Genomic DNA, 12585 nt, shown 5'->3' with positions numbered 1-12585 from the left:
TGGCTTTGTGCGGTGCTCCTGACACCGAGATGGTTAAAAAATCAAGCGATTTGTTAACTCCCTTCCGATAGGACTGGGGGCAGGAACCGCCGGGGTGGTCCTATTGTGTTGGGCTGATCCCGAGTACATGAAGAAAATTTGCGCGGAAATGCGCTGCAACATGGGGTCGGCGATGAACCTTTTATCCGGATCGTTCGGGATAAAGCGTCACTTGAAGTGGACTGCTGGAAAAACGCTCAAGAGCATGATCGTGCTTGGCGTGGCAACGCCGGCCATGGTTGCAAGTGCTGCCCAGGCACAGACGGCCCCGATGACATTCGCCCAGAACCAGCAGGTTGAATGGACGGATAACTTCGATATCGCGACAGACCACATCACCGAAGTGAAGTCTTCCGCTCCGACGTTGTCGCCTCAGACGGCCGACTACATCGCTGCGGCAATCGATCGCTATCAGCGCATCGTCCAGGCTGGTGGATGGGGAACCGTCTCCACGGGTGGCAAGGCGCTGCGCATCGGTGCCAAGGATCCGCGCGTTGTCGAACTGCGCCGCCGTTTGATAGTGTCCGGCGATCTGGAACAGCAGGCCGGCCTGTCGGATACGTTTGATTCCTATGTGGACGCAGGTTTGCGCCGCTTCCAGCTTCGTCACGGATTGATCCCGGACGGGGTAATGGGCGACAGCACCGTGACCGCCTTGAACATTCCGGCCGACGTACGTCTCCGTCAGCTCGAAACCAACATGATCCGCATGCGTTCCATGTCCGGTTTCCTGGGGGACCGCTATGTGATGGTCAACATTCCGGCTGCGGAGATCGAAGCTGTTGAAAACGGCATGGTCCGCTCTCGCCACACGGCCGTTGTTGGCAAGATCGACCGTCAGACGCCGATCCTCAACAGCAAGATCTACGAGCTGAACTTCAATCCATACTGGACGGTTCCGAAGTCGATCATCCGCAAGGACCTGATCCCGAAGATGAAAGAGGATCCGCAGTATCTCGCGAAGAACAACATTCGCATCTTCGACTGGAGCAACAACGAGCTCACCTGGCAGCAGATCGACTGGAACACCGACGAGGCGACCCAGTACCGGTTCACCCAGGATCCTGGCGCTGAAAACTCTCTCGGTTCGGTGCGCATCAACTTCCATAACAAGCATCAGGTCTATCTGCACGACACGCCGTCAAAGACCCTGTTTGGTGAAGCAAACCGGTTCCACTCCTCGGGTTGCGTGCGCGTCCAGAACGTGCGCGAGCTGGTGACCTGGCTGTTGCAGTCGACCACTCCGGACTGGGATCGTGGCCGTGTTGACAGCGTCATCCGCACCGGTGAGCGGGAAGATGTGAAGCTGAAATCGCAGATACCGCTTTATCTCACCTACATCACCGCCTGGGCGAATGCCGACGGCGTGGTGCATTTCCGCGATGATATCTACGATCGCGACGATCTCTATGGAACGGGTGAGCAGGCGCGCCTGTAAGCGGCGCTCAGCATCACGCAGTTTTCCTTGTTGTGAAACGCCGGTCTTGATCAGGCCGGCGTTTCATGGATTCTAGCTCCATTCGCACACCTGTTCGAAGACAGGATGTTGGATCAGGAGAACGGCAATGAGTCGCGACGAGCGGCGTGGTGAAATCTATCTTGAGTTCCGGCCAATCGGGCAGCAGGTCAAAGTTACTGCGATTGACGCGGACACGGGACTTGAAGTGTCGGTTTTTGGCCCATCCTCAGCCGCGCAGGAAGATCTCCAGCGCCTTGCCGTCCGCAAGCTCCGCCGCCGCATCGAACAGGAAGCCCTGACCGCCCAGGACAGGCCTGACCCGACCCTTTATTGAGGGGAAGTCCGAAACGGCCGCAAACGAATTCGTTCGCGGTGAACAAGATATCCAGTCACATCGCTTCAGAAATCAGCGGAGCGGAAACGCGCTTTTCGGTAAAAGAGTTCAGATCGTTTCAGCGAATATTTCCGCCTCACGCTAAGTTGAGGGTGTAAAGGGCTGAAAAGTTACAAGTGTAACCTGTTTACCTGTCCGACTATGTCCTGCCCCTGGCGGTGAAGACTTTGGTTCTTCAAGATTTCCCGGCGGTGTCGTTTTCCAAGCTGGACGCGTCGGTATGCCTCTTGGTTATGGCCGGGGTGTGTGTTAATTCCTCGCCTCACACAGGCATGACGGTCGATAGCGTCCTTCCGGACATTGGCCGCCGATGCTCCTGATCTATCAAAAGAACACAAGGATGGCGCTATGTCTTTGATGGAAAGCTCCGATCAGTCCCTGCAGTCCGGTTTCTTCACCCGCAGCCTTGCTGAGGCCGATCCGGATATCTTCGACACGATCGGCAAGGAACTCGGCCGTCAGCAGCATGAAATCGAGCTGATTGCTTCGGAAAACATCGTGTCCCGCGCAGTGCTGGAAGCACAGGGCTCGATCTTCACCAACAAATATGCCGAAGGTTATCCGGGCAAGCGCTACTATGGTGGCTGCGAGTTTGCGGATATCGCCGAAACGCTGGCAATCGAGCGCGCGAAAGAACTGTTCGGCTGCCAGTTTGCCAACGTTCAGCCGAATTCCGGCAGCCAGATGAACCAGGCCGTGTTCCTGGCGCTGCTGCAGCCGGGCGACACCTTCATGGGCCTGGACCTGAACTCCGGCGGTCACCTGACCCACGGGTCTCCGGTCAACATGTCCGGCAAGTGGTTCAACGTCGTCTCCTATGGCGTGCGTGAAGACGATCACATGCTCGACATGGACGAGGTCGAGCGCCTTGCCAACGAACACAAGCCCAAGCTGATCCTGGCTGGCGGCACCGCCTATTCCCGTATCTGGGACTGGAAGCGCTTCCGCGAAATCGCTGACAGCATCGGTGCTTATCTGATGGTCGACATGGCGCACATCGCGGGTCTGGTTGCAGGTGGCGTTCATCCGTCGCCGGTGCCGCACGCGCACGTCGTCACCACCACCACCCACAAGTCTCTGCGCGGTCCGCGCGGCGGCATGATCCTCAGCAATGACGAAGCGATTGCCAAGAAGATGAACTCGGCCGTGTTCCCCGGTCTTCAAGGCGGCCCGCTGATGCATGTGATCGCTGCCAAGGCTGTTGCCTTCAAGGAAGCTCTGCAGCCGGAATTCAAGGCTTATGCCCGCGCTGTTCAGGAAAACGCCAAGGTACTGGCCGAAGTCCTGAAAGAGCAGGGCCTGGACATCGTTTCCGGCGGCACTGACAACCACCTGATGCTGGTGGACCTGCGTCCGAAGAACGCCACCGGCAAGGTGGCTGAGAAATCTCTCGGCCGTGCCAACATCACCTGTAACAAGAACGGTATTCCGTTCGATCCGGAAAAGCCGTTTGTCACCTCCGGCGTGCGTCTCGGCACTCCGGCAGCGACCACACGCGGCTTCGGTGTTGCGGAATTCCGCGAAGTTGGCCTGCTGATCACGGAAGTGTTGGACGGTTTGAAGGCCGCAAACAGTGAAGAGGGCAACGCAGCAGTTGAAGCCGCGGTCAAAGCCAAGGTAGAAGCACTGACGGCCCGGTTCCCGATCTACGGGGGCTAATCGCGGGCTCGGTCAGGAGCTTTAAGACATGAGATGTCCGTTTTGCGGGGGCGAGGAAACCCAGGTCAAGGATTCCCGCCCGACCGAGGACAATACAGCCATCCGCCGCCGCAGGATCTGCAACACCTGCGGCGGCCGGTTCACCACTTTCGAGCGCGTGCAGCTGCGCGAGCTCCTGGTGCTCAAACGTTCCGGACGCCGCGTTCCTTTCGACAGGGAAAAGCTGATGCGGTCCGTGCAGATAGCGGTGCGCAAGCGGCCGGTAGATCCGGACAAGATCGAACGCATGGTCTCCGGCATCGTTCGCCAGCTTGAAAGTTCTGGCGAAACGGAAATCACTGCGGAAACCATCGGCAACCACGTCATGGAAGGCCTCAAGGCCATCGATGACGTTGCTTATGTTCGTTTTGCCTCCGTCTACAAGAATTTCCGCGAGGCGAAGGATTTCGAAGCCCTTCTCGATGAGCTGAGCGATCCTGACGGACATCCGCTCAAAAATCCCTGACCCGCAGTATCCGGTTTTTCATGTCCGAGCTTTCCAATCTTGATGCCCGTTTCATGGCGGCCGCAGAGCGCCTTGCCCGTCGTGGTCTGGGCCGGGTGTGGCCCAATCCGTCCGTAGCCGCCCTCATTGTTCGTTGCGAAGAGGGGAGTGCCGTTGTTGTTGGCAGGGGTGTCACCTCGCGTCCCGGCATGGCACATGCGGAAGTCAACGCTTTGAATCAGGCGGGGGAAAGGGCGCAAGGGGCGACCTGCTATGTCACCCTGGAGCCATGCTCTCACTATGGCCGGACACCGCCCTGCGCCAAGGCTCTCATCGAAGCTGGTGTGAAACGTGTCGTCATTGGTATGCTGGACCCCAATCCGCGCGTCGCGGGTCGGGGCGTTGCCATGCTGCGCGAGGCGGGCATCGAGGTGAAAGTGGGCGAGCGCGAGAAGGCCATGCAAGCGCTCTATCGCGGCTTCACATACAGGCAGTTGAAACAGCGCCCTGTGGTGTTCCTGAAACTTGCGGTCTCCCGGGACGGGTTCATCGGCCGGGCGGGCGAAGGCCAGATCAAGATTTCCGGGCCTCTGTCGATGCGTAAGGTGCACGGTTATCGCGCCGAATGCGATGCAATTCTGGTCGGCTCCGGCACTGCACTTGCCGATGATCCGCAGCTCAACTGCAGGCTGCCCGGCCTGGCGGATCGCTCGCCCGTTCGCGTTATCATCGACCGGTGTGCCCGGTTGCCGCTGACGTCCAAACTGGTGCGGACCTGCGCGGATGTACCGGTCTGGCTTGTCTGCAGCAACACTGCGGATGCCGACAAGATCGCGGATCTGGCAGCGGCCGGTGTCAACGTCATCCGCGTTCCTGCGGAAGAGGACGGCATCAAGCCCTCGGTCATGCTCAGTGCGCTGGCGACGCGCGGCGTTACGCGGGTCATGGTGGAGGGCGGCTCCCGTCTGGCATCGTCCTTCCTGAAGGCCGACCTGGTGGACGACCTGTGCGTCGTCACCGGGGATATCGTCATTGGCGAGGGCGGCATATCAGCTCTGCACGGTCTTGACCTTGCAGATGTTCTCAAAGACCCCAAATTCGAGCGGGTCGACGCCGGCCGGTTCGGTCCCGACAGTTTTGTTTATCTCAGACGGCGCGGAGCCTGACATGTTCACCGGAATTGTGACCGACCTTGGCGAGATCCTCGCCGTCGACAAGATCCCTGCCGGGATGCGGACGCGGATACGCACCGTGTATGACACGGACAGCTTCGACATCGGAGCGTCGATTTCCTGCGCAGGCGTCTGCCACACGGTGACGGCCAAGGACAATGGCTCCAACGGCAACTGGTTCGAGGTGGAATCGGCAGCCGAAACCCTCGCGTTGACCAATGTTGCCTCCTGGAAGGTCGGCCAGAAACTCAATCTGGAACGCTCGCTGACGATGGGGGCCGAACTGGGTGGACATCTGGTCCTTGGCCATGTCGACGGACTGGCGACGGTGACCAAGCGGGAAGATCATCCGGATTCGGTCTATTTTCAGTTCGAGGCACCCGAGGATGCAGCTCCCTTCATTGCCAAGAAGGGTTCGGTCGCGCTCGATGGCACGTCCCTGACAGTGAACGAGGTCGACGGTCTGCTCTTTTCCGTCTTCCTGATCCCGCACACTCTGGAAGTCACCACCTGGTCGGACCGGAACATCGGTGACAAGATCAACCTGGAGGTGGATATGATGGCCCGCTACGCCGCCCGCCTTGCGGAATTCTCCAAGACCGGATAGGGGACAGTCCCAACACCTTCTAAAAGAGCCAATATCGCTTGCCGCCTTAACCACGGGACGAACTCGTCACCGGGATGTCGCGGTCCTTCACGAATGAGACTGGACAAACCGGGGCAGACGTGGTTCCTGTCGCGGCCTTACATAGGAACGAAAACCCATGAGCGCTGCACCGAAACTTCTGATCATCGAAGCCCGTTTCTACGAAGACCTGGCCAATGCGCTTGCAGAAGGCGCGATCAAGACCATTGAGGCTGCCGGCGCAAGCTATGACCGGATCGCCGTACCGGGCGTTCTGGAAATTCCGGCTGCCCTTTCCATGGCTCTGACGGCAATGGAAAATGAAGGCGTGCTCTATGATGGCTTCGTTCTGCTGGGTGTCGTCATCCGCGGCGAAACCACCCATTACGACATTGTTGCCAATGAATCGAACCGGGTGATCATGGATTTGATCGTCGATGCGGATCTGGCTGTCGGAAATGGTATCCTGACCGTTGAAAACGATGAGCAGGCGTGGGCGCGCGCGAAGGTGGACGACAAGGATAAAGGCGGTGCGGCTGCCCGTGCTGCCCTCGACATGATCGCCCTGCGCGAGCGGCTTGGAGTATAAGAAGAATGACCGGAAAGGCCGACCCGGAAAAACCGGCTGGAAAAACTGTGCGACCTGCCAACAAACGCGGCGTGGCGCGCCTTGCTGCCGTGCAGGCTCTTTACCAGATGGACGTGGGTGGTGCACCGCTGACCAGTGTGGTCAGCGAATTCACCGCCTTTCGTCTCGGCAAGGAAATCGACGGCGAGCAATATCGCGAAGCTGACGAGCAATGGTTCAAGCAGATCCTTGCCGGCGTTGTGGAGGACCAGAAGTTTCTGGACCCCTATATCCACACTGCGCTGGTCGAGGACTGGCCTCTGAAGCGGATCGACAGCCTGCTGCGGGCGATCCTCCGCTCCGGCTCCTACGAGCTTCTGCGCCGCAAGGACGTTCCGGCCAAGGTGATCATTTCCGAGTATATCGACGTCACGAAGGCCTTCTTTGAAGACGACGAGCCGGGGCTCGTGAACGGTGTCCTCGACCGCCTTGCGCATGAACTGCGCGGCGGTGAATTCGATGAAAAGAAAACGGACGGCGCTTCCTGATCATGGACGCTGACCGGCCAGGCGAATTCGAGCTGATCCGGCGTTTCTTTGCCCCTCTGGCAAAAGACCCGGGCAGCCTCGGTCTGACCGACGATGCCGCGGTGTTGACGCCCAATCAGGGCTATGACCTCGTTCTGACAAAGGACGTGCTTGCGGCTGATATTCACTTTTTTGCTGAAGATGCGCCAGAGGCGATCGCTGCCAAGGCCTTGAGAGTCAATCTTTCGGATCTTGCTGCGAAGGGGGCCCGTCCGCGTGGCTACCTGATGGGTCTGTCCTTGCCGTCGGACTGGACGGTCGACTGGCTGGAGCGGTTCTGCAACGGCCTCGCCGCCGACCAGGCAGCCTATGATTTCCATCTCTATGGTGGAGACACCGTTCGCTCCGGTAATGGACTGCAGGTGTCGATCACGGCCATTGGCGAGGTTGAAACCGGCCGGGCCGTCCGGCGTTCGGGGGCGCGGCCGGGGGATCTTCTGTTCGTCACCGGAACCATCGGCGACGCTGCCGCCGGTCTGCAGGCACGCCTTAACCCCGACTTCTGCCGCGATCACGAACTGACCGAGAGCGAAGAAGCGCACATCCTGGACCGCTACCTCTTGCCGAGACCGTGTACGCGGCTTGCTGGTGCTGTGGCCGACTATGCTTCGGCAGCCATGGATGTTTCGGATGGCCTGATTGCCGACTGTGCCCACATGGCCAGAGCGTCCGCTTTGGAGCTGACGATCGATCTGGACCGCGTTCCGCTGTCACCAGCGCTCGCTCACCTCAAGGCCAAGTCGCCCGAGACCCTTGCCCGGTGCCTGAACGGCGGCGACGACTACGAAATCCTGATGGCAGTGCCGCAAGAACGCGCCGAAACGCTGCGCCGAGCAGCTCAACTGGCCGGTTGTCCTGTCACGCAAATCGGCCATGTCCGGAAAGGGGAGGCAGGGCTCCGGCTTGTGGACGCCGGCCAGCCTGTCGACTACAGGCGCTTTGCGGGTTTCAGTCACTTCTGACCGCTCCATGTGCAAGCCTAAAGCACTTGCCGAGACGATTGCAGTCTTTCGACGTGGCTGTCTTTGCTGCCGTGCCGCGCAATAATACGCCCGGTGATGATGGGTTTTTCCTGGAAAGTGGCCGGGAATAAGTGCCTGTAAAAAAATCTATTTCCCACACTTGGTCTGCTGAGCCTCTCTTGCGGGTGGTCGCTTTTAGCCTCTTGTTCGTGCAGGTGGTGCTCGCGACATCAATGGCTGCACAATGACGTTGCGCTTTCGCCGGTAGGCGCTTTTGGCGAGTGATTTCCTGAAAGGGAGCGATCACCAAAACTGAAAGGTCTTGCCGATGATGCACATCACGTTTTGGCAGGGTGCCAGGCCTTGGACATCGCCTGAAGACGTCGCGGCTTTCGGTATTGGTTCAAGTTACAAATGAAACTTCTGGTCTTTCCCGCTCAGCCCTTGGCGTGGTATGTGCCATGTAAACTTACGCACTCCTGAAAGTATCCGAATGACCGTGACCACCCCCGATAGCTTTGTCGACGACAGTCTGGCAAAACGAAACGCGCTGCTTCTGGCTCTGGCCCAGGCGATTGGCGGGGCTTCTGCGTCTATCGTGATCGCGACGGCGCCTATTGTCGGTTATGCGATGCTGGAAACGGACAAGTCGCTGGCGACCTTGCCGGTCTCGGCCATGGTCCTGGGAACCGCTTTTGGAACCATACCTGCAGGCATGATCATGCGACGCTATGGCCGCCGCGCCGGGTTCATGGGGGCGGCGCTTCTTGGTGCCATAGCGGGGCTTCTGGCATCGTTCGCGGTTTTTCAGGATGCGTTCTTGCTGTTCGCCCTTGGGTGCTGCATCAGCGGGTTTGCCGGCGCATTTGTGCAGCAATATCGCTTTGCTGCAGCCGATACCGCAAGTGATGCCTTCAAACCCAAGGCTATCTCATGGGTGCTCGCGGGGGGCGTGCTGGCCGGCATTGTCGGTCCGCAAACGGTTATCGCAACCAAGGATCTGTTTTCACCGATCCTGTTCGCCGGCACTTATCTGGCTCAGGCGGCCTTGTCGCTGATCGCCTTCTTCCTGGTGTCTTTCCTTCGTGTTCCCAAACCGAAACGGCAAAGCCATGCCCAGGCGGGGGGACGTCCGCTGCTTCAGATCATGACGCAGCGCCGTTTCATTGTCGCGGCTGCCTGCGGCATCTGCTCCTACGCGCTCATGAGCATGGTGATGACGGCAACGCCGCTGGCCATGATCGGTTGCGGTCTGTCTCAAAACGACGCCACGCTTGGCATTCAATGGCATGTGCTGGCCATGTTCGGCCCAAGCTTCTTCACCGGCAATCTCATTGCCCGCTTCGGCAAGGAGAGGATCGTTTCCATCGGCCTGTTGCTGCTGGCCGGGTGTTCAACCGTTGCACTGATGGGTGTGGATCTCGCCAATTTCTGGATCGCTCTGATCCTGCTCGGCCTTGGCTGGAATTTCGGCTTTATCGGCGCCACCGCCATGCTGACTGACACCTATCGGCCCGAGGAGCGGAACCTGGTGCAGGCGGTCAATGATTTCCTGGTTTTCGGCTTCGTTGCCGCTGCCTCTTTCTCATCCGGTGCCCTGTTGAACGTTTACGGCTGGGACACTGTCACCACGCTGGTCTTTCCCTTCGTGGTGCTGTGCATCGGCTTGCTTGTCTGGCTCTCGGTTGCAGAAAGAAGAGTGGATACAACTGCTTAAAGTACCGTCTAAAATCCATTTCGTCAGCGCAGCATAAATACTGCATCGCACCAAAAAATAACGCAACGGAAGTTTTAAATTAAACAATGTAAGAGCTTGACGAGACGCTCCGCTTTGCTGCTATCGTGACTTTCCCTAACGTCGAGGAATTGGTGTGTAGGGCCGTCAGGCGGAAAAAACGACAAGAAAATCAATCCGCCGCAGCTTTGGGAGGAAGTATGATCGAGCTTGTCGTCATCTTTTGTGGCCTCTTGTCCCTTGCCTATGGGGCATGGGCTATCCAGTCCGTTATGGCAGCGGATGCAGGGAACGCGCGTATGCAGGAGATCGCCGAGGCGATCCAGGAAGGGGCTAGCGCTTATCTCAACCGTCAATATACGACTATTGCCATCGTGGGGGCCGTTGTTTTCGTGCTCGCCTGGCTTCTGCTGTCCGGCACCGCGGCAATCGGTTTTGCCATCGGGGCCATCCTCTCGGGAGCTGCCGGTTACATCGGCATGATGGTTTCTGTCCGGGCCAATGTCCGCACCGCCCAGGCGGCCAGCCAAAGCCTCGGGGCAGGGCTGGAGATTGCGTTCAGGGCCGGTGCAGTTACCGGCCTTTTGGTTGCTGGCCTGGCCTTGCTTGGCGTTGCCGTCTATTTCGCCATCCTCACCGGCATGATGGGCTACGACCCGACCGACCGGACCGTGATCGACGCGCTGGTCGCGCTTGGCTTCGGTGCATCCCTCATTTCCATCTTCGCCCGTCTCGGCGGCGGTATCTTCACCAAGGGGGCTGACGTTGGCGGCGACCTGGTTGGCAAGGTGGAAGCCGGAATTCCGGAGGATGATCCACGCAACCCGGCCACCATTGCCGACAACGTCGGCGACAATGTCGGCGACTGTGCGGGCATGGCGGCCGACCTGTTCGAAACCTACGCGGTGACGGTTGTCGCCACGATGGTTCTGGCGTCGATATTCTTCACCAGCAGCCAGGCCATTGATCTGATGCATCTGCCGTTGCTGATCGGTGCAAGCTGCGTGGTGACGTCCATCATCGGCACGTTCTTCGTCAAGCTTGGCAGCAACAACTCGATCATGGGAGCGCTCTACAAGGGCTTCATCGCCACGTCGGTGCTGTCCGCAGTTGCCCTTGGGATCATCATCTTCGGCTGGATCGGGGCAGGTACGGAATTCACCACGTCGGGCGGAACGACCTTCACCGGATTCGACCTGTTCGTCTGTGGTCTCGTGGGACTGGTGGTAACCGGGCTGATCATCTGGGTGACAGAGTATTACACCGGTACGGAGTACCGTCCGGTCAGGTCCATTGCACAGGCTTCGGTCACCGGTCATGGCACCAACGTGATCCAGGGTCTTGCCGTGTCACTGGAGGCGACAGCCTTGCCGGCCTTGATCATCATTGCCGGTATTCTGGTGACGCACGCCTTCGCGGGCCTTTTCGGGATCGCGATTGCGGTGACGACGATGCTGGCGCTGGCGGGCATGGTGGTCGCGCTCGATGCTTTCGGCCCGGTGACGGACAACGCCGGCGGCATTGCCGAAATGGCGGACCTTCCGGCTGAAGTGCGCTCCACCACGGATGCACTCGATGCGGTTGGCAACACCACCAAGGCGGTCACCAAGGGCTATGCCATCGGGTCTGCAGGCCTCGGAGCGCTGGTGCTCTTCGCCGCCTATACGGAAGATCTGAAATTCTTCTCCAGCAATGCTGCAGAAGGATCGATTTTCTACGGTATCGACGTCAGTACCCTGTTCACGCTGTCCAACCCCTATGTGGTCGCGGGGCTCCTGTTCGGTGGCCTGTTGCCCTATCTCTTCGGCGGCATTTCCATGACCGCCGTCGGCAGGGCGGCCGGTGCGGTGGTGGAAGAAGTTCGCCGCCAGTTCAAGGAAAAGCCAGGCATCATGCAGGGGACGGAACGGCCGGATTACGGCCGTGCAGTGGACATGCTCACAAAGGCGGCGATCCGGGAGATGATCATCCCCTCGCTGCTGCCGGTGCTGTCGCCCATCGTGGTGTTCTTTCTGGTCAAGGCCGTGGCGACACCTGCGGATGCCTTCGCGGCGCTCGGGGCGATGCTGCTCGGTGTGATCGTGACGGGTCTCTTCGTGGCAATTTCCATGACCGCCGGTGGCGGTGCCTGGGACAACGCCAAGAAGTCCTTCGAAGACGGTTTCACCGACAAGGACGGCGTAACCCACCAGAAGGGCAGCGAGGCCCACAAGGCCTCGGTGACAGGCGATACGGTGGGAGATCCCTACAAGGATACTGCCGGTCCGGCCGTGAACCCGATGATCAAGATCACCAACATCGTGGCTTTGCTGCTGCTGGCGATCCTGGCGCACTGAAGGAGCAGAAAAAGAAAGCCCCGGCCGCTGGCCGGGGCTTTTTCATTTGCTTGCAGCTTTGGCCTTAGAGGCCGAGGCTCGGGTTGGTCGCACCGCGCAGGATCTGCGTCAGGAAGCCGTAGTCGGCGCCGCCCGTCCGGGTCTTGCGCGTGACGATGTCGACGATCTTGCCGTCTTCCAGCGAGTAGTTGCCGAGATCCTGGACGTAGCCGTCCTTGTCGAAGTAAACCGCAACCACGCGCTGCTCCACGATATCCGGCGCCATGAAGGCGGTCGTCGCGGTTTTTTGGGAGATGTAATAGTAGGCGTCACCGTTGAGGCTGGACGTCGTTGACGGGGTTCCCAGAACAAGCTCAACCTGTTCGCGGCTGGAGCCGACCTGAACCTGGTTCAGCATGTCGCTGGTGATGACATGCCCGTGCGTATACGTGGATGTAAAACAGCCGCCGAGCGGTAAGGTGACCAGAAGCGGAAGGATCAGGGCGCTTGCCTTGAAGTTCATCTAAGAATTCCCGTTTCGCCAGACCGGTCTGGCTGCTCTTGAATTTCGTTGCTTGGCAAAGTC

The 12585-nt window shown here is 59.2% G+C and carries 12 protein-coding genes; 11 read left to right on the top strand and 1 reads right to left on the bottom strand.

The window, feature by feature from the left end; translation table 11 throughout:
• Positions 1–172: 172 nt before the first annotated feature.
• From FMN63_RS12695 to FMN63_RS12645, 11 genes are all read left to right on the top strand, one after another.
• Positions 173–1477, top strand: a complete 1305-nt coding sequence (locus tag FMN63_RS12695; protein WP_148584335.1) for a L,D-transpeptidase family protein — start codon at positions 173–175, stop codon at positions 1475–1477.
• 127 nt (positions 1478–1604) lie between these two features.
• Positions 1605–1832, top strand: a complete 228-nt coding sequence (locus FMN63_RS12690) for a DUF6898 family protein (protein ID WP_148584334.1) — start codon at positions 1605–1607, stop codon at positions 1830–1832.
• Positions 1833–2240: 408 nt separating this feature from the next.
• Positions 2241–3551, top strand: coding sequence for a serine hydroxymethyltransferase (gene glyA / locus FMN63_RS12685; protein ID WP_148584333.1), 1311 nt, complete (start codon positions 2241–2243; stop codon positions 3549–3551).
• Between the two features lie 28 nt (positions 3552–3579).
• Positions 3580–4056: a transcriptional regulator NrdR gene (gene nrdR / locus FMN63_RS12680; RefSeq protein ID WP_148584332.1), complete on the top strand. Its 477-nt coding sequence runs from the start codon at positions 3580–3582 to the stop codon at positions 4054–4056.
• Positions 4057–4076: 20 nt separating this feature from the next.
• Entirely contained in the window at positions 4077–5201 is a 1125-nt protein-coding gene (gene ribD / locus FMN63_RS12675; RefSeq protein WP_148584331.1) for a bifunctional diaminohydroxyphosphoribosylaminopyrimidine deaminase/5-amino-6-(5-phosphoribosylamino)uracil reductase RibD, read from the top strand.
• A 1-nt stretch (position 5202) separates the two neighbouring features.
• Positions 5203–5814 (top strand): riboflavin synthase, encoded by a 612-nt coding sequence (locus FMN63_RS12670; protein ID WP_148584330.1) that lies wholly within the window; start codon positions 5203–5205, stop codon positions 5812–5814.
• Positions 5815–5971: 157 nt separating this feature from the next.
• Positions 5972–6421: a 6,7-dimethyl-8-ribityllumazine synthase gene (ribH, locus tag FMN63_RS12665; RefSeq protein WP_148584329.1), complete on the top strand. Its 450-nt coding sequence runs from the start codon at positions 5972–5974 to the stop codon at positions 6419–6421.
• A gap of 5 nt (positions 6422–6426) precedes the next feature.
• Positions 6427–6948 (top strand): transcription antitermination factor NusB, encoded by a 522-nt coding sequence (gene nusB / locus FMN63_RS12660; protein ID WP_148584328.1) that lies wholly within the window; start codon positions 6427–6429, stop codon positions 6946–6948.
• 2 nt (positions 6949–6950) lie between these two features.
• Complete coding sequence (thiL, locus tag FMN63_RS12655) at positions 6951–7949, top strand: thiamine-phosphate kinase (RefSeq protein WP_148584327.1); 999 nt, start codon at positions 6951–6953, stop codon at positions 7947–7949.
• A 493-nt stretch (positions 7950–8442) separates the two neighbouring features.
• Positions 8443–9666 (top strand): MFS transporter, encoded by a 1224-nt coding sequence (locus FMN63_RS12650; RefSeq protein WP_148584326.1) that lies wholly within the window; start codon positions 8443–8445, stop codon positions 9664–9666.
• A 218-nt stretch (positions 9667–9884) separates the two neighbouring features.
• On the top strand, positions 9885–12020 hold the full coding sequence (locus tag FMN63_RS12645) for a sodium-translocating pyrophosphatase (RefSeq protein ID WP_148584325.1): 2136 nt from the start codon (positions 9885–9887) through the stop codon (positions 12018–12020).
• 64 nt (positions 12021–12084) lie between these two features.
• Here the strand turns inward: FMN63_RS12645 and FMN63_RS12640 are convergent, their stop codons facing one another.
• Positions 12085–12522, bottom strand: a complete 438-nt coding sequence (locus tag FMN63_RS12640; RefSeq protein WP_006931570.1) for an outer membrane protein assembly factor BamE — start codon at positions 12520–12522, stop codon at positions 12085–12087.
• Positions 12523–12585: the final 63 nt, after the last annotated feature.

Source organism: Stappia sp. BW2 (genome assembly GCF_008107695.1).
In the GTDB taxonomy this organism is placed as follows: Bacteria; Pseudomonadota; Alphaproteobacteria; order Rhizobiales; family Stappiaceae; genus Roseibium.
Note: the sequence above shows the minus strand (reverse complement) of the source record. Positions and strands in the feature narration are given on the sequence as shown.